Raw genomic sequence first — 24338 nt, 5'->3', positions numbered from 1 at the left:
AGCGTAAAATACGGGTCGCCCGATGTTTAAATATAGTCAGATTAGGCGCTAAATGAATGATGATTCTTGTAAAAATGATTCTTTTGGGTACTTTTTAGCTGATATTAACTCAATTTTGATATTAATTAGTTTTTAATAATACTGTATTATACATTTGATTTATAGGATAAATTCGGTTTTGATTTTTTAGTGATAGAAGGCGCTACAACACCGATCTTGTAACCGATAATCTTTTCTTGCCTATGTAAATAAACAGTAATTAAAAAAGGTCAACGATGGTACCAGCATCGTTGACCCGACTCTTTTCCCGATCTGCTAAAGCACCTCCCAGGGGGGTGTCAGGAATGCTTTTGCCCTTTTTCTATCAAGACAAAAACGTTTAAAGGTATGAAAAAAATAGTACCATTTGCGGAGACACAGCTGCTTGTTCGCCGTGCGTTCGCCCCAATAGCTCTGAGTCTCCTCCTGGGGCCCGTCCTGGCGAAACCCGCCAGCTTCCCATCGTTTCCTCCGGCAACCGGTTCGTCACTGGCTAGTCGTGTCGCTGCCGACCTGACTATATCGGGAACGGTGACCGACGAGAAAGGGGAGTCGTTGCCCGGTGTCAACGTCGTGATCAAAGGGTCGACCAAAGGATCGACAACCGACGCACAAGGCCTCTTCACAATCACCGTGCCTGACCCGGCGACGGTGCTTGTGTTTTCTTTTGTTGGCTATCGCACGCAGGAGCTGGCCGTTGGCAGCGCAACCCGCCTGACGATCAAACTGGTGGCTGACGACCAGTCGCTCGACGAGGTTGTGGTGGTTGGCTACGGTACGCAGTCGAGGGGAACGGTAACCGGTGCTGTCGCTGCCGTCAAGGCCGAGGATATTATCCGGACGCCTGCCGTGGCAACTTCCAGTGCGCTCGTTGGTCGGGTACCGGGTATCACCGCCCGCCAGACCGATGCCCGGCCCGGTGGTGGTACCAACATCCAGATTCGTAACATGGGTACGCCCCTCTATGTCATCGACGGGATCGTGGCCGACGCTGGTCAGTTCAATAACCTCGGGATCAACGACATTGAAAATATCTCCATTCTGAAGGATGGGTCGGCGGCTATTTATGGGTTGCGGGCCGCCAATGGAGTAGTCCTGGTGACTACTAAACGTGGTAAGGCCGGACAGAAACCCGTTATCAGTTTGTCGGGCTATTATGGATTGCAGAATTTTACCCGCTACCCCCGCCCGGCCAATGCCTATCAGCATGTGCGGGGTTTGGCCGAGTCTGACCAGAACCGGGGTATTCCAACAACCATTACGGCGGACGATCTGGAAAAGTGGCGCGTTGGCACCGAGAAAGGGTACCAGAGCTACGACTATTACAAAATGGTCATGCGACCCAACGTGCCCCAGTCTTACCTGAACGGCAGCGTATCGGGTGGGTCAGAAAGTGTAACGTACTACGTATCGGCCAGCCACCTGTCGCAGGACGCGCTCATCGAAGACTTTAAATTTCAGCGGAGCAACTTTCAGGCGAACGTAGAAGCCGGGTTAAGCAAGAAACTCAGGATTGGTGCCCAGATTAGTGGCCGCATCGAAGATCGCTTTCAAACGGGTGTGCCGGGGCTGGACGACTATTTCAATCCGTTCCTGAGTATTTTCTCAATGTGGCCAACCGAACGGCCCTATGCCAACGATAACCCGAAGTATATAAACCAAACACACAACGTAAACGTCAACCCGGCGACTTATAAAAAGGAGATTACGGGGACGATCAGCGAGATCTACCGGGCCGCTAAAGCCAACTTTACGGCGCAGTATGATTTTGACTTCGGGTTAAGTGTCAAGGGTACGTACTCGTATAATTTTACCAACTTCGATTTTGATGGGTTCGAGTATACCTACGATGCTTATAACTACGATGCCGCCACCGATACCTATAACGTAGTGCAGGGTGGCGGAAATCAGAACCCCTGGCGCGAACGGCGGAAGCGTAATATTGTCGACCGCTTCGGGCAGCTTCAGGCTACCTACAACAAGCAATTTGGTGAGCATGGTTTGTCGGCGGTTGCGGCCTATGAACGATACGATACCGACAACAAATACCTGGTTGTACATACCGTACCGCCCAATAATTACATTCCCCTGATGTCGTTTGCCAATCAGGATCTGCTGATCGATGAGTGGAACGTAACGGCGCGGGCGGGTTATATTGGCCGGGTCAATTACAATTACAAACAGCGGTATCTGTTAGAGGTGCTGGGCCGATATGATGGCTCGTTCCTGTTTGCGCCGGGTCGCCGGTATGGTTTTTTTCCCGGGGCCTCCGTGGGCTGGCGCATGAGTGAAGAGCCCTTCTTTAAACAAGGCCTTGGCAACGTCATCAGCGAACTGAAACTGCGTGCCAGTTACGGGCGAACTGGTAGTGATCTGATCAACGACAACTTTATCGTTGCGCCCTATAGCTACCTGTCCGGTTACGACTTCCTGCAGGGCAGTGCCATCTTCAACGGGAACTACACGATTGGTGTCCGGCCACGTGGCCTGCCTATAACGACCTTGTCATGGGTAAGTAACGTCTCCACCAATGTAGGCCTGGATTTCGGGCTTTTTAATGGCAATCTATCCGGTCAGTTCGATGTGTTTGAACGGAAGCGGACGGGCCTGCCAGCCTCCCAGTATGACGTGCTACTGCCCAGCGAAGTGGGCTATACGCTGCCCAATGCCAACCTGAACTCTGATGCGATACGTGGTATCGAGGGCGCGCTGAGCTACAGCAGCAAGGTAGGTGGACTCACGTACACCGTTGGTGCCAACGCCACGCTGGCGCGGCTACGCAGCCTGAGCATTTACAAACCCCGATTTGGTAATTCATTCGACGAATACCGAAACTCGGCGGTCGACCGCTGGTCCAACATAAACTGGGGTTACCAGGTTGCCGGACGGTTCCAGTCGCAGCAGGAGATCGACAACTATGCCGTAGACAACGACGGGCAAGGCAACCGCACCCAGCTCCCCGGCGATTTGATTTACCGGGATGTCAACGGCGATGGGATCATCACCAGCCTGGACGAACGTCCGATCGGATACGCCGAGGGGGCAACGCCTTACGTCAACTACGCTTTCAATGGCACACTGGGATACCGGGGTTTCTCGCTCAGGGTCGATGTGGTTGGAGCGGGCCTGCAAACGTTTCGGCGGGAGGTAGAACAGAAGATTCCGTATCAGAACAACGGAACGTCGCCAGATTACATCCTGGAAGATCGCTGGCACCGGGCCGATCCCTTCAACGCCGATAGTCCGTGGGTACCCGGCACGTATCCGGTCATCCGGAAGGATAACCCCAGCCACGTCAATTATAACCGCCGGAGCGATTTCTGGGTAACGAACGTCCGGTACCTGCGCCTGCGCAATCTGGAAATCGGCTATAACCTGCCCAAACCCTTCCTGAGCAAATTCGGAGCGTCAGCCATGCGCGTCTATGTAAACGGGACGAATCTGATCTCCTTCGATAACCTGAAATCCATTCAGGTCGACCCCGAGGTGTCGTCCAACGGTGCCCTGGTTTATCCGCCCCAGCGCCTGTATAACGCCGGGTTTGCCCTCTCTTTCTAACAAAAAACGACTATAGCAATGAATCGTTTTCATAAAATTCTGACAATCGGTTTACTGACGACAACCTTCACGGCCTGCCAGAAGGACTTTCTGGAGCGTCAGCCGCCTAACATCATCCTGGAAAGTCAGGTTTGGAATGACACTAGACTGATCACCAGCCTGCTGGCCAATTACTATGACCGGCTCCCCGCCCATACGCAGCCCGATGTTGGGGCAGATGTCAATGCAACGCCACAGCGGTTTACCGGCTGGACCGATTATGCGGCTTATGACGAAGCCATGTGGTCAGGCAATAATGATGGTCCAAACAACATAATCTCGTACGGAAATGACCGGTGGCGGCTATGGGATTACGGCCTGATTCGGGACATAAACCTGGCTCTTGAAAACATCGAAACGAAAAGTACTGCGCTGTCGGTGGCCCAGAAAACGCAGTTTGCTGCTGAGTTTCGGTTTCTGAGGGCATACATGTATTTCGAACTGGTAAAACGGATGGGGGGCGTGCCGATCATCACCCAACAACTGATCTATGATTTCGGGGGTGATCCATCGTCGCTCCAGTTTCCTCGCAATAAAGAGTCAGAGGTGTACGATTTCATTGCCAGCGAACTCGATGCGGTCAAAAATGACCTGGGTAATACGGGGAGTACGACACGTGCCAACCGGTTTGCCGCAATGGCGTTGAAAAGCCGGGCCATGCTGTATGCCGGTTCTATTGCGAAGTACAACAACCGGATGGGAGCCCCCATTCAAACCGCTGGTGGTGAGGTTGGTATTCCGGCGGCTCGGGCGCAGGACTACTATACCAAAGCGCTCGATGCTGCCAAGGAGGTTATTGCAGGTCCGTATGCACTCTACCGGGCCAACCCGAACCTGGGCGAGAACTTCTTCGAGGCTATCACCAAGAAGCAGAGTAACTCGGAAGTGATTCTGGCGAAGGATTTTCTGACGTCGAAAGATAAGCGGCACGGCTTCACCTACGATAACATCGCCCGGAACATCCGGGAAGACAACCTGTCGTCGTCTAATATAACCCCGACCCTGAATCTGGTAGAAGCCTACGAATACCTGGATGGCAGTTCGGGTGCTATAAAAACGCGCAATACGGCCAATACCGACTATATCTATTACGATAACCTTAGTGGTCCCTTTGCTAACAAGGATGCCCGGTTGTATGGTACGGTCATTTATCCCGGTACCAGCTTTAAAGGTCAGGAAGTACAGATTCAGGCGGGGGTAGCTGTCTGGAATGCCACCTCCAATAACTACCAGATCGTTGAGGGAAACACCTTGGGCGCGCTGTATACCGATGGCAAACTCCTGACGGGTAGCTCCGGCCCGCAACGGTCGCAAACGGAAGTATCGAACTCCGGTTTTTACCTGCGCAAGTATATCGACCCTACGCCCCTGTCGAGCACACGCGGTATCCGGAGCGATATGTGGTGGGTGCGGTTTCGGCTGGGTGAAGTGTTGCTCAATGCGTCCGAAGCGGCTTTCGAACTGGGTATGGCCGCCGAGGCCCTGACCTACGTGAACCGGGTACGGGAGCGGGCTGGCTTTCCGGCCGGCAGCCTGACGACGCTGACGCTGGCGCGGCTGCAAAACGAACGCCGGGTTGAGCTGGCTTTTGAAGACCATCGGGTCTGGGACCTGAAACGCTGGCGCATTGCGCATGAGGTATGGAATGGTAGTGCGAGCAGCCCGGATGCGGTGATGTATGCGCTGTATCCCTATCGTGTTATCCGCCCGGGCGATGCCCGTGACGGTAAATACATTTTCATGAAAATGGTCGCCCCGCGTTTCCGTGCTCCGCGGTTGTTTCAACTGGCTAATTACTACTCGTTCATCGACCAGGCGGTAATCAATAATAATCCGAAGATCGTTCGCAACCCTTTTCAGTAAGTATCAACCATGAAAGCAATTATCCTGAGTCTGCTGGTAGGCGCTGCCCTGTTGACAGGCTGTCAAAAAGATAACTTCGACCCCCCGAGTTCAACCCTGACGGGCCGCGTCGTCTATGATAATCAGCCCGTGGGGCTTCGTTCCAATGGTGTTCAGTTGGAACTTTGGCAACGGGGCTACCAGCTGTTTACCAAAATTCCGGTTCAGGTAGCGCAGGACGGTAGTTTCTCGGCCACCCTCTTTGACGGCGACTACAAACTGGTTCGGCTCCGGGGCAATGGACCCTGGGTCGACAATACAGATACGATTGAGGTGCCGGTACGCGGAACGGCGACCATAGAGGTACCGGTGCAGCCGTATTATATCATCCGGAACGAGGTGATTCAAAAAAACGGCACCAACTTAACGGCTACCTGCTCGGTAAGCCAGGCCGCGGGCGGTACCAATGCCAGGGCAATCGAAGCGGTCACGTTGTTCGTAGGCACCACACAATTTGTAGACGTTAACAACAATGCCGGGGCCTTTAGCCGTACCGGTACGGCGCTGGCTGATCTGAGTAAACCGCTGTCGTTGTCTATGGCATTACCCGCGCCTGTTGTGGCTAAAGGGTACGGATATGCGCGCATTGGTGTTAAAACAGTGGGTGTAGCCGAGCTGCTCTATACGCCCGTTCAAAAGGTTACGGTGCCCTAGCTTTTTCGGTAGTTTCCTACAAGGGTCAGGGTTCTGGGTGCCTCTTCAGCGCATCCGGAACCCTGACCCTTGTAGGAAACTACCGTTTTTATTGGTGGTCAAAAAGTAAGAGTTTTGCAGAACGCTCACTTTAGAAATCACTATGACTTCGTTAGGTAAATTACTTTTTCTTGGCTTGAGCCTGCTGGCTACGGCCTGTCTGGCTCAGAACAACACGACCCCGCCCGGATCGCAACTGCTGGTAGGGGCGGCCCAAACGAATCTGTATCTTCCCGCTCTTAAAGGGAAACGGGTGGGCATGGTCGTCAATCACACGTCGCGCATTGGGCAGACACACCTCGTCGATAGTCTCATTGCCCGTGGCATAACCATAAAAACCATCTTCGCTCCCGAACACGGATTTCGGGGTGAGGCTACCGATGGGGAAAAGATCAGCAACAGCCGCGACCCGCGTACGGGTGTAATGATTACGTCGCTGTATGGTAAGAACCAGAAGCCGTCGCCCGCTCAGATGGACTCGCTGGACGTTATTATTTTCGATATTCAGGACGTAGGAACCCGGTTCTACACCTACATCAGCACCATGCATTACGTCATGGAAGCCTGTGCCGAGAGCCAGAAACCATTGATCGTGCTCGACCGGCCCAATCCCAACGGACATTATATCGATGGTCCGGTACTCGACCCCAAATTCAAATCCTTTGTTGGTTTGCACCCCATCCCGGTCGTTCACGGCCTTACCGTTGGTGAACTGGCCCGGATGATCAACGGCGAAGGCTGGCTCGGACCCGGCAGAACCTGCCCTCTCACCGTGATACCGGTCAAGAACTATACCCACCAGACCCCTTACGTCCTCCCCGTTCGTCCGTCGCCCAATCTGCCCAATCAGCAGGCGGTTCTGCTGTATCCTTCACTCTGCTTTTTTGAGGGTACCGTGGTGAGCGTTGGTCGGGGCACCGACAAACAATTTCAGGTGATCGGTTCACCGTATACCAAGTATGGACCGTACACCTTTACGCCGGTAGACAAGCCTGGTGCAATGAATCCGCCCCTGGAAGGTAAGCTCTGCTATGGGCTGGATATGTCGACGGTGGCTATTTCGAAAAATAGCCTGATGCTGGACTACTTCTTCGATTTTTTCAATCGCGCTTCCGACAAGTCGAAATTTTTTCTGGCCGGGGGCGGTATCGACCGGCTGGCCGGAACGGACCAGCTCCGACTACAGATGGTGGCAGGCGTTCCGGCTGAGACCATCCGCAAAAGCTGGCAACCCGCCATCAGCGCCTACAAACAAACCCGCCAGAAGTACCTGCTGTATCGGTGAGAAGGAGGAAAGGGAGGAAGGAGGAAGAGAGGGAGGAAGGAGGAGAGGGAGGAAGGAGGAGAGGGAGGAAGGAGAAAAGGAGCTGGCGCACGCGTTCCCTCTCTTCCCCTTCCTCCCTCTCCTCCTTCCTCCTTCCTCCCTCTTCCCCTTCCTCCCTTTCCTCCTTTCCTCCTTCCTCCCTTTCCTCCCTCCATAACCAACATTCTCTTTTGTACTTTCCCCCGGTGGCCCTAACTTTGCATTTTAGAGACCTATCATGGCCACCGAGCAAATTCTGATTCTTGATTTTGGTTCGCAGTATACCCAACTCATCGCCCGCCGGGTGCGCGAACTGAACGTTTACTGCGAAATCCATCCCTACAATAAAATTCCTGACATCAGCCCCGACGTAAAAGGAGTCATCCTGTCGGGCAGTCCATCGTCCGTTCGGGACGCCGATTCTCCGGATGTTCACCTGGCTGCTTTTCGCCATAAAATGCCTCTTCTGGGCGTTTGCTATGGAGCCCAGCTGCTGGCCCATAACAGCGGGGGTGAGGTGCAGGCGTCAGCTATTCGGGAGTACGGGCGGGCCAAACTGGGTACCGTCAACGCTGAGAGTTTGCTGATGCGCAACCTGGATCAGCACTCGCAGGTCTGGATGTCACATGCCGATACGATCACGAATGTTCCCGAAAACTTCCGGATCATTGCCTCGACCGACACCGTTAAGGTAGCCGCCTTCGAGGTGGTGGGTGAGCCAACCTACGGCATTCAGTTTCACCCCGAAGTGACCCATTCGCTACAGGGTAAAATGCTGCTTCATAATTTCGTTGTCGACATCTGCGGTTGTTCCCAGAACTGGACCGCCGAATCGTTTGCCGACACGTCAATTGCCCAGCTGAAAGAAAAACTGGGCGACGATAAAGTCGTTCTGGGCCTGTCGGGGGGTGTCGACTCGTCGGTAGCGGCTACGCTTATTCACCGGGCCATTGGCAAGAACCTGTACTGTATTTTTGTCGACAACGGGTTGCTGCGGAAGGACGAGTTCGAGGGCGTGCTGGAGTCGTACAAAACGCTTGGCCTGAATGTCAAAGGTGTCGATGCCAAAGAACAATTCTACACCGCCCTCCTGGGCCTGACGGATCCCGAAGCGAAACGCAAAGCCATTGGTAAAACGTTTATCGAGGTATTCGACCACGAAGCGCACCTGATCGAAGGCGTATCCTGGCTTGGGCAGGGTACGATCTACCCTGATGTCATTGAATCGGTTTCGGTAAAAGGTCCTTCCGCAACGATCAAATCGCACCATAACGTGGGTGGATTGCCCGACTTCATGAAGTTGAAAGTCGTTGAGCCACTTAATACGCTGTTCAAAGACGAAGTACGGGCGGTAGGCCGGACGCTTGGTTTGCCCGAAGCTATTCTGGGCAGGCATCCGTTCCCCGGTCCGGGCCTGGCCATTCGTATTCTGGGTGATATCACACCCGAAAAAGTCGATATCCTGCAACAGGTGGACGCCTTGTTCATCGATGGATTGAAACGGGAGGGGCTCTACGATAAAGTATGGCAGGCGGGAGCTATGCTGCTCCCGGTGCAGTCGGTAGGTGTCATGGGCGACGAACGTACCTACGAACGGGTTGTGGCGCTTCGGGCGGTTACCAGCGTCGATGGGATGACGGCCGACTGGGCCCATCTGCCCTACGAATTTCTGGCCGACATATCCAACGAAATTATCAACCGGGTCAAAGGCGTTAACCGCGTCGTGTATGACATCTCGTCCAAACCACCGGCTACGATCGAGTGGGAGTAAACAATTTCTGAAACAGCAAAGCCGGGTTCATCGCCCGGCTTTGCTGTTTCAAGAATAACGTACATCGGTACCAATCGGCGCTCGATTAAAACAATTTCTCATTCGGCGGTTTTACGCCCTTCATCCGAATGTAGATCGTTGTTTGACCGCGATGGTGCGTCTGGTGTTCAAATTCTTTCGCAAAAGCCATTTCGCGGCTCATGTCCTTCCCGAACAGTTTGATCTGTTCGGCCATCTGTGCATCCGTTGTGGCCTTCAGGGCGTCGATGGTGAAGTCGTAGCTTTCCAGCACTACTTTCGACAAAGCCGCTTTTGTCTTGAACTCGTCCAGCTTTTCCAGATTTTTGCCCTGGTAGGGATTAGGCTTTCCGCTGGCGGCCGACGCAAAATTGAAATTTCCGTTAGCCAGGTGCAGCATCTGTTCCGCAAAACTGCGGATCTCGGGTGTTGGCTTGTAGTTCGTGCCCTCTTCGGGCATGACGTCGAGGTACTCTTTGGTAAACTCCTTAGCGCGTTGCCACTCGGTGATCATCTGGGCCGTAGTGACTGTCGATCGGTCGCCGGCTGCCTGACTGGCCAGCAGGCTGATAAGCATAAGGAAACCGGTGAACAGCAAACGGCCGGGTGTCTTTGTCTTCATAATCGGAAGGTTTAAGATTTATCCGCTAAAGTAGAAAAAACGAAGCCTATTCTACTGATGATGAGCCTACTTTATTACCCGGTCACCCGAGAGAGTAACCAGGTAGGAGCGGGATCAGAAGGTCTGTTCGTCAGCATTTGGTCCGTAGCTGCCTACAACCCTGCCGTCTTTCGGACCTGGTCGAGCCAGATAGCCCGACCCGTGCAGTTCCAGTGGGTATCGCTGAGCAGGTAGGGAGAGGGCCGGGTCTGCTGAAATTTACTGAATACGTCGATGGTCTTTACCCGTAGTGCCGGCGATCGTTGAACCCGCTCAACCAGCCGGTTATAATCAGTTCGACCGGTTTCCAGAATGCTGGCTTTGTTGGGAATGATGGACAGGTAGACGTCATCGAAACCCCGCCGTTTATATTGGTCGGCAACGACGTTGATACTGTCGACGAGTGTGTTTACGTCGCGGTCGGTCAGGGGGGCAAACGAAGAGTTCAGCTTCTTGGCCGTATCCGTGTCAGATCGCAGGAACAGGTGCTGTCCGTTCTTAGACACGCTCACGCCCGTACTGACCCGGTCGAACCAATCGAATGTCAACCGGGCTTTCAGCTCTTTGAACCAGAACGCCCAATCCTGGCTGAACAGGGTCGATTCAAGCCGTTCTTCTACGTCCGACAGGTGAAACTCGCTGCTAAGTCGTTTGCGCAGGGATAGCCGTTGGGCCGGTGTTTTCAGGGTGTCGGCATCGACGGTCAACTCGGTGACGGGTATGGAAAAATGTTCCCGAACATGGCGCTCTACCGATTCCAGTATCAATATATTTCGTTTGGTCGAATCCAGCTGTGCCCGCTGCCGGTGGTCCCAGGCCACACGCTGGTAGTGGCTGACCGGAAAATCGCCCTGCCCCAGACGTTGCTCTTCAGAAAAACTGTCGCCAATGATATAGAGGTGGGTTGAGGCCGTATCACTGGCCAGGGACGAAGACCCACACTGGGGCGCAGGCTCCTTGAACTGGGGGAGGGCCGACAGCCGGTACAGATCGCCAAACCGGTAGTCGTCGACGATGACGCCTGCTTTATACAGCCAGCGCGACACCGTAGTCGATAGCCCGCCAGCCCAAAGCACCAGTGTCAATGAAAGAACGGCATAACGAAGAAAACGCATATACTAGTCAGTTGATACATAAGCCCGTTGGTGAGTCGATCTGAACGAGGTGCTTGTCGACAACGCCTGTAGGCTTACCGTAATCGGATACTAAATAACTGCACAGCCCGCTGCGCCCCGCTCAGAATATATAACTCGTTGGTTCGCTCATCGAACTGAAGCGCCACTGGGAAATCACTGGGAATGGGATGGTCACCAACGATGCGGCCGTTGAGGTCGTACAACGTAGTAAAACCACCCGATTTAACGCTGATCAGCTCGACCCCCGCGCCCAGCCGATGGTAACGAACATTGTTACGGCCTGATTGCAGCGCCCGCACTTCGAACTGTCGCTGGCCCTGCTGATCGAGAATGGCTACTTCGGTGTCGGTTGTAAGCAGGAGCAGCCAGTTGGTTTGCTCCTCGTCGGGGAAGAGCCGGAACGAACCACTCCGCACCGGCCTAAACAACTGCGTCCGTTTGGCAATCAGCCCGTTGTTGTTCAGGGTCACTAATTGCCCTTCTTCCGTGATTGTCTGGATACCTGGCCGACCGGGTGGGAGCAGGGCCGGTCCTGCCATTTTTGTGTCGGGTTCGTCTTCCGTACGTCGTTCGATCCGGGCGGGATAATGAGGATGTTGCCGCCCATTTTCGTACCAGTAATTGACCGTGCCATCGGGCTGAACGGCCAGTATATCCATACCGGAAGGCGTTGGAATAACCTGGAACGGGAGTAACAGCGGCCCTTTTCGGGGGGCTGCCATCAGCCGGACAAACGTGCGGCTCTGCCGGTCCAGCGCATAAATGTGGCCGTCCTGGTGAGCGGCCAGCGCTACCAGATTACGGCGCTGCATTCCACGCGGCCGAATAAGAAAGGTAGGGTCGAGCCCTTTGGGTAACCGAATCGCCTGAAGACTTACGGTCTTGCTGTTTCGCTTCGCCCGACCAGGTCGCACCTGACCGGGTCTTTCCTGACCGGGTCTCACTTGAGCAGGGTCCGCTATGTACAGCGTGCGATCGGTCATGAACAGGTATTGCAGGCGACCATTATCCAGAAAGTCGACAGGCAGCGCATTACTCCGGATGGGCCCATCGGTAGTATCCTGCACGATTTTGTCGCCTTCGGGCGTCACCAGCACAAACTGGCCGGCATCGTTCTGTGCGTAAAACTGGGCCGAGCCATTACTTAAACTACCCGTTACGACCGGGGCTGCAATGAGCGGGGCGTTGAATTCGGTCTTTTTCAGCAACAACACCTTGTTGCGTACCGCCTGACTGGCCCGGCGTGTGGTACGGCCCAATATGATGGTCGACAGGATGCGTTCGTTACCGTAGCTGGCTTGATAGGCCATGTTTTCCAGATTCGACAGGGCCGGGCTCCCATCGGTGGGGTCCTGGTGATCGAGCAGGTTCTGCCAGGCCATTGGCCAGGTAGCTGAGAGGGTAGTTGGCGTCCGGTTCAGGCGCGCAAAGGCCGTGAAGTTAGCCGGGCGAAGCGTGTTGTTGAGCAGATCGGTTTGGCGTTCGTCGGTCGACCAGACAGCCCCGCGCTGCACCTGCTGGAGGTAATCCTGGAGTGTCTCCTCGTTGTTGGCAATTACCAGGGCCGAGTTGTGCTGGGTGATCCAGCTTTGCGGAAATCCGGAGAACAAACTGCTAAAGAGCGATGCCGGCAGTTCGGATACATTTAACTGAAGGATCTTGTGGCCTAAAAAAGTCTTGGGCGTTCCGGCTGTTCGGGCTCCCGCACGGTAGGCGATCTGCTGATAAGCGTTTGTCAGTTGCTTGGGGTCGCGGGCGGTCAGCACCAGGACCTGCCTTGGCGTGTTCGATGGAGAGTCCATGCGGCACAGCAAAATGTCGTTATCCAGTGTGCTGTAGAACGCGCCGGTAGCTGGCTCGATCTGGCTGAACCGGTCGCGCAGGAAATCGCTGGATGCCGATCCCAGCAGGCCACTCATCGACCGGCCAAAACGGCTGGCGTCACTGATAGCGATATGGTAAAGCGTCGCCGTCGTTTGAGGAATCAGCTCGGCATGTGTAATGCGCCGGGGCGTCTGGTCGGCAAACAGGGCAGCCACATCACGTCGGTTGCCAATTTTACCGGCCGCATAACCGATCAGGTGTGACCGCGAGGAGGAAGGGCGGAACCGGAGTGTAAGCTCTTCCGGCAAGAACAACCGAATCAGTGACGCCGAGTTAACGAAGAGTGATTGCAGTATTTTAGGTCGGACGGATAAGCCTGCCAGATGGTCGGCATCGACTTGCGAGCCCGGATCAGGCTGCGCCAGTTTCAGGGGCTGGTGCATCCGCTTCGCAACATTTTCGATCAGAATGCCCGATACGCTGCCTACCAGCACGTTTTCTGTCAGAATAAACGAGCCAACCGGTTCATTACCCCGGGAAACCAGATCGAGAATTTTTTCGCCCGCAAACGTATGGTTCAACACCCGGTATTCGCGCGGGTCAGGATTGGTTAACCGATTCAGGAACGACTGGTCGCCGGGATCGATCGGAATATAAAAGATGAGATCGAGGGTATTCTTCGAGAGCGCATGGAGCGAGTAACGAACGTTCTTGCCGGTTATGAATTTTAGTACGGTAGCAGTGTCGGCGGTAGCATACAGGAAACGGTCGAGCCGCTGGCGGGCTTCATTGAAAATAGGTATCTGGCGTAATGAAATCTCCTTCCGCAGGGTTTGGGCCGACACGGTATCCTGTAAACGGTTGCTGGCCAGGACCAGCAGGGCTCCCGGCGGTACCAGCGACCCCACGGTACGACCCGATGGACGCCAGTGCCGATAGCCCAGCCAGCCACCTATTAACAGCAGTAGTACGCCAATACCAATCCAGACACGTTTATTCATTGATAATAACAGACGTTGTAAGTTAGTCAGCCGTAAACAGTCTTGCGTTGGTACATCTTTTTAAGCGACAAGTGGCTGACCGCGCTGGCGGATCGGTGAAAGCGGTACTTGCTCCGTTCTGCCAGCGAGGTTAGCCACTTGTTAATTTACAATGACTTAGGGGTTTGAGGGGCGGCAGGCGATGGTACCTATTGTACAGCTGACACCCCGGCACCTACATGCATACGTTTGTTCAAACCGCTACCGGCTCTGGTTTTTTCAGGGCTTTTACTTTGCTGCCAAGTTCCATTCTGAACTGGGCCAGCTCGCCAAAGCTCTGAATGCACACCTTCAGGAGTTTCCATTTCAGAATCGAGACAGTTCCCGTCAGGCGTTCTTTGTGCGTAATGGGGATGTCGAAGGTGTTATAGCCCGCTTTCTTAGCCATGACGGCCAGGAAGATATTTGGAGCAAAAGGAGTGGGTGTTGGCAACTGGGCCAGCAGTTTCCGAAGAAAGGTACCCCGAATCAGCCGGAAGGGAATGTTACTATCCATGATATACGTACCATAGATGAGAGCAATACTCAGCCGTAGAATACGCGTGATTACCAGCCGGGCAAACGCATCGTAGCGCTCTTCCCGGTAGCCCAGAATAAACGGTGACTCGTTGCGCTTAGCCCAGAGTTTACCAAAATCGTCGGTGATAAACTGATCATCACTATCGGTCTGGAACACATAGTCCGAGTTGAGTTCAACCGATTTCCGGTAGCCATTGACAACCGCGTTGCCATGACCCCCGTTGGGCTGGTGGACAACCACCAGTTTAGGGTAGCGATCTTTGATCTGGTCCAGTATAGCACCCGTCTTATCGCGGGAACCATCATTGACAACAATCAGGCAGGTGTTTTCGGTTGGAAACTGACGGGTCAGCAAATCGGTCCACTGCTTGACAACAACTTCAATAACTTCTTCTTCGTTGTAAGCCGGCATTACGATTGACAGCAGGAGGCTCATGCAGTGTACTTTAGGGGGTTGCTGATAAGTCGGGTTAGTCGCCGATTCTCAATGAAAAGTCTGACTGTATAACGGGTCGGACGTGGGTTATTATACCTATAAACTCCGCAAATATAAGGAATTGTTTGCGGGCCATTGCTTAGTATGAATAGGACATTATTTAGTGGGAAAGGACTTGATGCCTCCTCGGCAACGCCCGTATTCCGTAGGCTCATGGATAAACAGGCAAACCTGCGGAGCCTGAACGGCGTCCACAAGCTCGCTTAGGAGGTGATCAGCAGGAAGTTTATAAGCAGGCCTCCGGTATTCTGTAAGTGACAAAAAGAAGAATGAAAATTGACCCGGGTATGGGTTGTCAATAGGAGAAACGGTCTTTCAGGTTGTTGACAGGACGCTCGATGAGGTACCAGGATATAGTCGCCAGCGTGATGGTGATGGCCAGAAAAAACGAAAACTGAAAGAAATAGGAGCTGTTCAGAAATGGTAGCACATCGGTGATCCGTCGCCAGGCCCGTAGGGTGAAGTGGGTAGGCTGGGTGTGATAAACGTTGAAGACGAAATTGTGATACAGGTACAGCCCGTAGCTGATGCGGCCCATATACTGACTAACCGGGTGCTCTAGAATCCACTTCATGGGGCCGCCAAACCCGAGCACGGCCCGGCCAATGAGGAAGAAACCAATGAACGAGGCAACCAGCCGTTCCCACACATCCGACATGATGTTATGATGGCCGGGCAAGCCGGTAGCATCGGGGATGGCAGGCAGGATTTTGGTGTAAATGACGACAACGGCCAGTAGGGCACAGCTAACCCAGATCCAGATCGAATGCCGGAATACCTGCTCGAAACGACCACGCTGGTAGAGCCACCAGAACGCCATAATAGCCCCCAGTCCAAATGAATCCAGGCAGGCAGGCATGGTTACGTAGCCAATAAACCAGGGAAGACGAGCCCGGTAAAGAACGTACCGCATGGCTACTGCTCCCACGATCATGAGGATTGCCGTGGCGGGTACCCACCGGCGTGGTACCAAAAACAGCAGCAGGGGAAAGAAGAGGTAGACCTGTTCCTCTACCGCCAAAGACCACAAGTGATCTACTGTGCCCATCCAGGTGGTGAAATAGGCCATGTACAGGTTCGTGGCATAAAGCGCCAGCCAGCCAAACGTCCGTCGTACGGGGGGCTCGTTAACGGCGTAAAGCACAAACAGGGTCAGGTAGTAGACCGGGAAGATGCGGAGCGTTCGACGGATGTAGAACGTCTTCATGTACTTGCCCAGCCCCCCATTGGGTTCGTTACTGAGTTTATCTTTACTCGCCAGCAGAATCCGCGTGATGAGGAAACCGCTAAGAACGAAGAAAATAGTAACGCCCAGCGCCCCCAGCGGTAACTCGACCCGTCCCGACATCCAGTGATCGAACAGCACCATAGCTACGGCCAGGAACCGGATCCCGTCTAACTGCCGGAGGTGGTTCAGGGCTGGTCGGGCGGTGGTCGTTGTCGTCGGTGTGGTTAGCATAGGTATAAAGTTGGTTGATAAAGCCGGGTTCTCCAGGCTACTAATAAGGAAAACAGATTACCAGTTCTTTTTCAACGTGGCGGCTGCCTGCCCCGCCGAGGTAACTGACTGGCCGGTTGGATGAAGGCTCAGTTGTCCACCCGGCGTAACGGTCAGGATAAAGAGCTGGTAGGTGCCCGCATCGAGCCGAATGTCGTTCCGCGCTGCCGTAAAGCCGGTTTTGAACGGGCTAAACGGCCAGAACCGGGCTTTCAAGCCGGCCTGCTGATGCTGCCGGGCGGGGATGAGGTAGGCGCGTTGATCCGACCGGGCCACGACAAATGATCGGCTGTCGCGCAGGTCCTGAACCGGCAGGGTTTTATTCTCGATCGTGAACTCGTCGCCCGTTTGGGTAACGGTAACCGGTTGCAGGGGTGGCTGAGCTGTTTGGTACAACACCGCCGGATTCGTATCGTAGAACGCCGGGGACAGACGGGTGTATTTCTTGCTGACATCGTCCAGTCGGCTAACTGGCTGGTCGGTGCCATGCGTCCAGTTAAACTGACTGGTCAACATATAGTGTCGCCACCAGATTGTATCATCCAGAAAGGCGTTGTAGGATAGCCAGGCAAATAACAGGCTTGCCACCGAACTGGTCATGCCCAGCCAGTACCCGGCCCGCCGGGGTAAATTCACAACGGCATACACGTATAGCAGCGCCAGCAACGAGAGCGAATACACCTTGTAACGGCTGGTGATGATCAGGTCGAGACCGAAACTCGTTCGCGTCCAGGCGACAATTGCCGCCGTGGCGAGGATAAATGCCGTACATCCCCAGAAAAAAAGGGTCGTCGGCGGCAAGCTCCCCGACGTATCGATAGCGTTTGGTTTACCAATGGCCAGTAACCTGTTGCCAAGGGTAGTCCAGTGTGTGCGGAGGCTCCAGCCTACGCTGCCCAGGGTGGCCAGAATCATCAGCATACCGAGCCGGGTACTGGTAGACAGGGGTGAGGTGGACGAGAAGGCTTCGGCGGCTGATCCGGTGAAGGCTACCCAGCCCTTCAGTATGTCGGTGAAGCTGCCACGATCGGGTGGGTTACTCGCTGACGGCTCGAAACCAGTAAAATAAAGCACAATAACGACAGCCGCAACCGCGACCCAGGTTGCCAGCACGACGAACGGGCGGGGTGATGAAACGGCCACAGCCTGACGATCCCGAACAGGCGTACGCAAAAGCACCAGCAATAGACCAATAGGCCATATCAATAAGCCGTTGCCGCTGGTCAGTGTCGCCAGTATCGCCGTGGCTATTGCCAGGCTCCAGCGGTTGGTGAAGGAAAGCAGGTAGATGGTCAGCACGGCCCAGAGCACCACCGAGAAGTTTTGCAGGGCGGCCATACCCCAAAACATGTTTTCCCAGTGTGACAGGTTAAACAGGAGCAGCGACACGGGCAGGGCATAGATGAGCGGTTTCCCCGTTCGTACCAATACGAAACTAAACAGGGCCAGCAATCCAACGAGACTCAGGTTGCCCAGCACCATCAGATGAAGATAGCTTAGCTTGCCGAAAAGCCAGTAGTCGAGGGTAGCTACGATGCGGTCGAAGACGATACGATGCTCATTATGCTGCCGGAACAGTTGATAGATTTTTCCGGATACCGTCGTTTCCTGATCAACGTAATACAGGTAAGCCCGTAGGGCGTGGTCATCCCACTTTGGTACGTTCACGGCATAGTACTGCCAGGTAAGCGCAAAGGCCAGCACTGGCAGGAATACGGCTACCCAAGCCCACAGCGGTTGTGCTGATGCTGTATTCGATCCGGGCAGGCGGTTGCCGGGCCGGGTCGACGGGGGCTGAGTGAGCAGTTTAGGCGGGATCATCCGGCGATAAGCAGGCTGCTTAAATGGTGAGCGATGTTGGCCGGGTCGAGCCCCGATAACTGCTGGTGGTACTGCTGATCGCCGTACAGACCGTTCGGATAGCCCTGCGCCGACAGGCTCGTGAAGTGGCTCGGTACGGCTCCCTTCGTCAGTAACTGCACCGAAAGCTGCTGGGCCAGTCCGCCAATCGAGACGTGCTCTTCCACCACCAGCAACGGCTTGCCCGCCCAGCGATGAGCCAGCTCATTAGGCACATCGAGGGGAAGATTCGTAGCCGTGTACACGTCGAACTGGCCTGTCAATAGCTCATCCTGCAAAGCGGTCAGCACATGGCCCGCTACCGGACCCAGTGCTACCACCGTCCCGATCGAGTCATGACTGTGGACGATGTGTTTGAAGGTGCCGATTCGTTCGGCATCGTCGGGTGTTTTGCCTCCGGCTCCCAGCCGCAGGTAAGCCGGACGCGCTTCGGCCACGATCTGGTCGAGCATAGGGGACACCTCGTCGGCGAAAGCCGGGATGTAGGTGTTCACGTTTTGGAGGCTGCTCAAACAAGCCAGGTCTTCGATGGCGTGGTGGGTGCTACCCATGATACCGTAGCCGTAGCCACCGCCATTGCCTACCAGAAAGACCGGCATTTTATGCAGACAAACATCGTTGCGAAACTGCTCCAGGCAGCGGTAAACGGCAAAGGGAGCAATGCTGTAACAAAAGACCTTATAGCCCCGGTAGGCCATACCAGCGGCTACCCCGACCATGTTCTGCTCGGCCACGCCAGCGTTGATAAACCGGGGTCCCAGCACATCCACCACGCTTTCGAGGGCATTGTACCCTAAGTCACCAGTGATGAAAACGATCTTGTCGTCTTCCTGCGCGATCCGCTCGATGGCGGCAGCAAATTCTTTTCGCATAACGTAGGGCGGACCGAAATCCACGTACTGTCAAAATCAGTTATTTACTCTTGCGTTGTTCGACCAGGGTACCAATCTCAGCGGCTGTTTTGTACACCCGATCGCCCTTGCGAACCATTGTCCGGATGAATTTCGGCCGTTTTTTGGTCTCTTCAAAGATCTTGCTGATGTATTCACCCAGGAAGGAAATACCCAGCAGGTTTATACCGCCAAAGAACATCACCAGTACAATAACGGTGGATATTCCATAGGGCGTGTTCGGGTCGAAGTTAAAGAGTCGGGAAATAATTTGCCAGACGACACCCAGCATCGACAGGCCCGTCAGCACAAAGCCCGCGTAGGTCATCAGTTCCAGCGGAGCGAAACTGAAGGAGAAGATCGCCTTCTTGGCCCAGCCAATGTTCTTGGTCCAGTTATTGGTCGACACCCCGAACATGCGCTCAGGCCGCACGTAGTCGACCCCCGTTTGTTTGAATCCCACCCAGGCCCGCAAACCCCGCAGGAACTGCTCGGTTTCGGGCAGGCTCACCAGCTCACGCACCACCTTGCGGTCGATGATCGAGAAGTCGCCCGCATCGACCGGGATATCGATATAAGCGGTTCGTTTGAATAGCCGGTAGAACTGTTTGTAAAAGAAGTGGACATGGGGAGCCATTTCACGTTGCACCCGAACGCCGTATACCACGTCGTAGCCCTGCTGCCATTTCTCAACGAACTGAGGAATCACTTCGGGGGGGTCCTGCAAGTCTCCGTCCATCAGTACCACCGCATCGCCGGTCGCTATCTCCATGCCGCTCAGAAAAGCCGACTGCGAGCCGAAGTTGCGCGAGTGCTTGATGGCAATCACGTTGGGGTCCCTGGCACAAATAGCATCCAGCACCTCGTCGGTGTTGTCGGGCGAATTATCGTTGACGAAGATAATCTCGTAGCGCACCTTGATCTGGTTGAACATCGTCACCAGCCGCTCATACATGAAGGGTATGGCCTGGGCATCTTTGTAACAGGCAATGATAGGCGTGATGACCGGGTTCAGCGTGGGTGTCTGGAAGGCGGGAATCACCCGTTCCTCATAGTGATGACTTCGCTGCCAGTCGGCCGTTTGGCGCAACCCCTCGCTGAGGGACGTTGTCGCCGTCCAGCCCAGATCTGTCGCAGCTGCGGCTGGATCGCCGTACCAGTCCGAGAGGTCCCAGGCGCGGTTACCCATGCTGCCCCAGACGGGCTCCTGGCTTAGGCCAAAGGTTTGCCGGGCTACCTCCACCAGCTCCCGCATAGTGGTTTTCTGGCCGGTGGCAATGTTGTAGGAGCGCCCCCGGATAGTAGGGTTCACCCGCAGGGCCGCCTGCACAAAAGCACCCACGCAGTCGTCGACGTAGACGAAGTCACGGCTGATATCGGGCGAGACCAGGGGTGGTAATGACCCTTTTCGGTTTTCTTCTACGAGACGGGGTATAAGCCGGTCGGGTTCTTCCCAGCCCCCGTAAATAGAATAAAGCCGGAGGTTAAGGGTATTTAGCTGATGGACCCGGGCGTAGTATTCAAGGGTGTAGGCGGCCGATACTTTCGAGACAGCGTAATGACTATTGGGTTCGACGGGGTCGGTTTCCTTCGGTGCCGTACAGTTGAAGCCGTACTCCGAACTGCTGCCGGCATGGATGTAGACCATGTCGGAGGTACAGTTTTCCAGGATGTTGACTGTGCCCAGGACATTGGTCTCGTAGGTGAGCCCCACGTTTTTCTGCTTACTGTAGGCACCGTAGGCCGCCAGGTTGAAAACGGTTTTGGGCTGAATGCGCTCAAAAACATCTTTTACCGACGTTGTCGAAAGGATATCGCAGTGAACGATGTTCTCGGCGGGGGCGTCGAGGAGTTTCAGGCGCCAGGCTTTGGTAGCGTCGTGGGTAAGGGCGTAAACATCGGCCGATCCATGGCGTTCTCTGACGCGAAAGAGTTGCTCGAAGAGATTGGCGCCTATGAAGCCGCTGGCGCCGAAGACGACGATGGGGCCCTTAAGCTGGGCAATAGAAGATGATAGCAAAATGGGTGCAGGCTGATTCATTCAGGCCGCAATATTAAAGGAAATGGCTGGAAATCCGGCGACGGCCAACGGGTTTAGTAGGCAACGGCGCGGAGAATAGACTGGGATTGCTGTTTTAGTTGCGGTCAGGCGGTCGGATAATTGATCGGTGAAAACGGTAAATACCTCAGGCAGGCAGGCTTACCGGAAACAGGGCTGACACATCCGCACAAGCCTGTTCATACTGAGCCGGTGTCATGGGCAGGTAGTGCCATTCCAGCCGGTTTTCCATATACGAAACCCCTTTACCTTTGACCGTATGGGCAATTACCAGCTTGGGTTTGCCCGTGCCGCTGGCCTGGAAATTGTCGAGCCCGGCCAGTACAGCTTCCACATCATGACCATCCACTTCAATCGTCTCAAAACCCATAGTTTCCCAGATACGCACATCGGCCGTATCGCCAAACACATCAGCCGTACGGCCAAAGCCCTGTAGGCCATTTTTGTCGATGAGCACGGCCAGGTTATCCAGTTTATGCTGTAAGGCGAAGTGGGCAGCCTCCCAGGTCGTACCTTCGTTGGTTTCGCCGTCCGACATAAGTACGTAGACCCGCGAGTCGTCGCCCAACAGTTTACCCGCGTGCGCAATGCCTACCCCAATGGGCAGGCCATGGCCCAGCGAACCGGTTGCAAAGGGGATGCCTTTGTGCTGGTTAGGTGCCGGGTGGGCGGGTAGGGTGGTACCATTCTTATAATAGGTAGCCAGCTCGTCATCCGAGATATCCCCCAGGTAATTGAGACAGGCATAAAGAGCCGCAGCCGCATGTCCTTTCGAAAGCAGAAATGTATCCTGGGGGCGTTTGCGCAGGATCAGGGTAGCGATCATGAGGTCGATGCAACTGAGCGAACAGCCAATGTGGCCAGCATGGGCCTGGTTGTAGAGGCCCAGCAGACGAAGCCTAAGTTGTCCGCGAAGTGATTGTATATCAATAGGTTTTGTTGTCATTTGTCTGTTGATCAGTGTTGAGTACGTCCGTTTGACGATGCTCGTTCGGGTTGAGCTAGTACCGGTACTTGGTTCCCTGGAAGTCAAAAATAGTGATTTTCTCGCCTGTTTTTCCCTTGATGAGAATGATCCGGTCGCGTTCGGCCGGATTGATGCGCTGGATGTACCGGGCCTCTTTGGGTAAATACAGGTTGGCGATCTGGGCGTCGAACACCGATGCCGGGAAGGTATTCGTCTCGACCTCTTCCACGTAAATTTCCCGCTGCCGGTTGGGGTACACGATCGTATCGCCGGGAGTATACTGATCGATCAGGGCCTTTGCCGACGACAAGTAGGGGTTGGGTATCCGGGCCCGGTCGAAGTAAGTGTACTTGGGTTCGATGTCGTCGTAGATCTTACCCAATAGCTGCACGATGAAGGCCGACTGGACGAGCAGCACAAGGACCAGCGGCATACTAAACCACCAGCGCAGCGTCGTTAGCTGCCGAAGTCCCATCGCAATAAGAATGCATACATACGGAAACGAAAAGCCGGAATAGCGCTGGGTGATGCCGAACGTATGACCGGACCGCCATGACATAAACAACAGGAAGAGCGTGGGTATAAAAGCCAGCAGGAGCAAGCCGACGACCAGGGGTTTCGTCTGGCTGTCGGTACGATCCCGGATGTACCGGGCTATTAAATAGAAGAACGGTAAAGCCGCTGAAAGGACCAGAAAGCGGAACGGGACGACCGTATAAATGGGCAGACCAACCAGTAGCAATACAGGAACGGCACCATATACCCAGACCGGCGGTTTGGCCACCGACCAATACCGATGCATGACCAAAGCAGAAGCCCCGCCCAGTGCCAGGGCCAGGGCCGAATTGCGTAACCCGATCAGCGCTGAACCTAAGCCATTGGTGATAATGAACAGATCGGTAAAAATGGGAGCGGCCCGTTTGGCAATATTCGGTAGCGTAGCGGGCAGAACGGTACCGAACTCGGACCCGAGCGGATTGGTGAGGGCAATGTTACGGTAAAATTCGGCCTGCGCGTTGAGGGTGAAAAACGTGTATTTCCCTCCGCCGTACAAAAACCAAAGTGATAGTAAACCCAATCCACTTGCGCCCGCCAATCCCAGCGCTACCCAGGAGCGAAGGTTCCGCAGGTAAAGAAGCGCATATAGCCCGTGGCATAAGAATACCGTTACGGTCAGGTAGTGGGACAGGACCGATGTAATGAAGACCAGCCCGTAGGCCAGGTACAAACCAATGGGTGATCGACGGTCGGGGGCTTTTTCGAGGATGAGCAGAAATAGGTGAGTGGCCAGCAACGTCAGGAAAAACGTCATCGAATAGTTGCGGGCCATGTGGCTGTACGATACAAAAAAAGGCTCTACGGCGGCTACTGTCGCACTGACCAGTGCCAGGGTATCGGACCTGAAATGCCGCCTGACGAATAAGAACAGCATGAGAACCGTTAGCGTGCTGAACAGCACCGATGGCATCCGTAGCGACCAGTCGCCAAGTCCAAACACGTTTAGCCAGCCATGCAGCAGTACATAGTAAGCCGGACTGTTACCGATGTCGCCCCGGATAATGGCCTCTATATAATCGGTAGTTGTTTTTGGCCGCCAGTAGTCGGCCGGTGTAAAGGTTGGTTTGCCGAAGACATCTTTTTGATTATACCCTTCAACACAGACACCCTGGCTGACCAGCAGCGTGGCTTTTTCATCAAAAAAAACGCCGTATGTACCGGCCCGGTATAAGCGCAGGCCAAACGCCAATAGTACTATAGCCCCTAGTAAAAGAAGCGTGATGCGGGGTGATCTGGTGGACATAGGGGCAAAATTACGTTCAAATCCCGGTTCTTGCTGAACGGAGTCCCTAAATTCTACCCGATGGCCTGGTCAATGTCGGGTTGTTACCAATCGTATCCGTTCGGTCAGTGATTTCCGGCTGTCAGAAGCGTAATAAGTGAGCCTGGCCGGTTCGTCGGCTGGCTCATTACGGTATTTATCTACTTGTCCTGTAGTCAAGATATGTTTAAATCTCATTAATTACCATCTATTTTTTTGCGACAATCTGGTATTTCCTACTAGTCC

At 54.4% G+C, this 24338-nt stretch carries 15 protein-coding genes; 5 read left to right on the top strand and 10 right to left on the bottom strand.

What is annotated here, in order from left to right:
* The first annotated feature begins 387 nt into the window (after nucleotides 1–387).
* From FH603_RS10825 to guaA, 5 genes are all read left to right on the top strand, one after another.
* Nucleotides 388–3597 carry a SusC/RagA family TonB-linked outer membrane protein gene (locus FH603_RS10825; RefSeq protein WP_186737509.1) on the top strand — a complete coding sequence of 1070 codons (3210 nt, stop codon included), beginning with the start codon at nucleotides 388–390 and terminating at the stop codon, nucleotides 3595–3597.
* Nucleotides 3598–3615: 18 nt separating this feature from the next.
* On the top strand, nucleotides 3616–5499 hold the full coding sequence (locus FH603_RS10820; RefSeq protein ID WP_186737508.1) for a RagB/SusD family nutrient uptake outer membrane protein: 1884 nt from the start codon (nucleotides 3616–3618) through the stop codon (nucleotides 5497–5499).
* Between the two features lie 9 nt (nucleotides 5500–5508).
* Nucleotides 5509–6192, top strand: coding sequence for a DUF3823 domain-containing protein (locus FH603_RS10815; RefSeq protein ID WP_186737507.1), 684 nt, complete (start codon nucleotides 5509–5511; stop codon nucleotides 6190–6192).
* 142 nt (nucleotides 6193–6334) lie between these two features.
* On the top strand, nucleotides 6335–7516 hold the full coding sequence (locus tag FH603_RS10810) for an exo-beta-N-acetylmuramidase NamZ family protein (protein ID WP_186737506.1): 1182 nt from the start codon (nucleotides 6335–6337) through the stop codon (nucleotides 7514–7516).
* Nucleotides 7517–7772: 256 nt separating this feature from the next.
* On the top strand, nucleotides 7773–9305 hold the full coding sequence (gene guaA / locus FH603_RS10805; RefSeq protein ID WP_186737505.1) for a glutamine-hydrolyzing GMP synthase: 1533 nt from the start codon (nucleotides 7773–7775) through the stop codon (nucleotides 9303–9305).
* A gap of 85 nt (nucleotides 9306–9390) precedes the next feature.
* Here the strand turns inward: guaA and FH603_RS10800 are convergent, their stop codons facing one another.
* The 10 genes from FH603_RS10800 to FH603_RS10755 all read right to left on the bottom strand — a co-directional run bounded on the left by FH603_RS10800 (nucleotide 9391) and on the right by FH603_RS10755 (nucleotide 24074).
* Nucleotides 9391–9945 carry a DinB family protein gene (locus FH603_RS10800; RefSeq protein ID WP_186737504.1) on the bottom strand — a complete coding sequence of 185 codons (555 nt, stop codon included), beginning with the start codon at nucleotides 9943–9945 and terminating at the stop codon, nucleotides 9391–9393.
* A gap of 152 nt (nucleotides 9946–10097) precedes the next feature.
* Nucleotides 10098–11099 (bottom strand): alginate O-acetyltransferase AlgX-related protein, encoded by a 1002-nt coding sequence (locus FH603_RS10795; RefSeq protein ID WP_186737503.1) that lies wholly within the window; start codon nucleotides 11097–11099, stop codon nucleotides 10098–10100.
* Between the two features lie 74 nt (nucleotides 11100–11173).
* A complete protein-coding gene (locus FH603_RS10790; protein ID WP_186737502.1) occupies nucleotides 11174–13945 on the bottom strand; it encodes a hypothetical protein in 2772 nt (923 codons plus the stop codon).
* A 232-nt stretch (nucleotides 13946–14177) separates the two neighbouring features.
* Nucleotides 14178–14939: a glycosyltransferase family 2 protein gene (locus tag FH603_RS10785; RefSeq protein ID WP_186737501.1), complete on the bottom strand. Its 762-nt coding sequence runs from the start codon at nucleotides 14937–14939 to the stop codon at nucleotides 14178–14180.
* A 355-nt stretch (nucleotides 14940–15294) separates the two neighbouring features.
* Nucleotides 15295–16458, bottom strand: a complete 1164-nt coding sequence (locus FH603_RS10780) for an acyltransferase family protein (protein WP_186737500.1) — start codon at nucleotides 16456–16458, stop codon at nucleotides 15295–15297.
* A gap of 57 nt (nucleotides 16459–16515) precedes the next feature.
* A complete protein-coding gene (locus FH603_RS10775) occupies nucleotides 16516–18318 on the bottom strand; it encodes a hypothetical protein (RefSeq protein WP_186737499.1) in 1803 nt (600 codons plus the stop codon).
* Nucleotides 18315–19229 carry a transketolase family protein gene (locus tag FH603_RS10770; RefSeq protein WP_186737498.1) on the bottom strand — a complete coding sequence of 305 codons (915 nt, stop codon included), beginning with the start codon at nucleotides 19227–19229 and terminating at the stop codon, nucleotides 18315–18317. The genes FH603_RS10775 and FH603_RS10770 overlap by 4 nt, the downstream gene beginning before the upstream one ends.
* Nucleotides 19230–19269: 40 nt before the next feature.
* A complete protein-coding gene (locus FH603_RS10765; RefSeq protein WP_186737497.1) occupies nucleotides 19270–21288 on the bottom strand; it encodes an NAD-dependent epimerase/dehydratase family protein in 2019 nt (672 codons plus the stop codon).
* A 145-nt stretch (nucleotides 21289–21433) separates the two neighbouring features.
* A complete protein-coding gene (locus FH603_RS10760; RefSeq protein WP_186737496.1) occupies nucleotides 21434–22252 on the bottom strand; it encodes a transketolase in 819 nt (272 codons plus the stop codon).
* Nucleotides 22253–22307: 55 nt separating this feature from the next.
* The gene (locus FH603_RS10755) at nucleotides 22308–24074 is read right to left on the bottom strand and encodes a glycosyltransferase family 39 protein (protein WP_186737495.1); all 1767 of its coding nucleotides are present in this window, start codon (nucleotides 24072–24074) and stop codon (nucleotides 22308–22310) included.
* Between the last annotated feature and the right edge of the window lie 264 nt (nucleotides 24075–24338).

It is taken from the genome of Spirosoma utsteinense (assembly GCF_014282275.1).
In the GTDB taxonomy this organism is placed as follows: domain Bacteria; phylum Bacteroidota; class Bacteroidia; order Cytophagales; family Spirosomataceae; genus Spirosoma; species Spirosoma utsteinense.
This window is presented reverse-complemented; position numbering and strand designations above follow the sequence as displayed.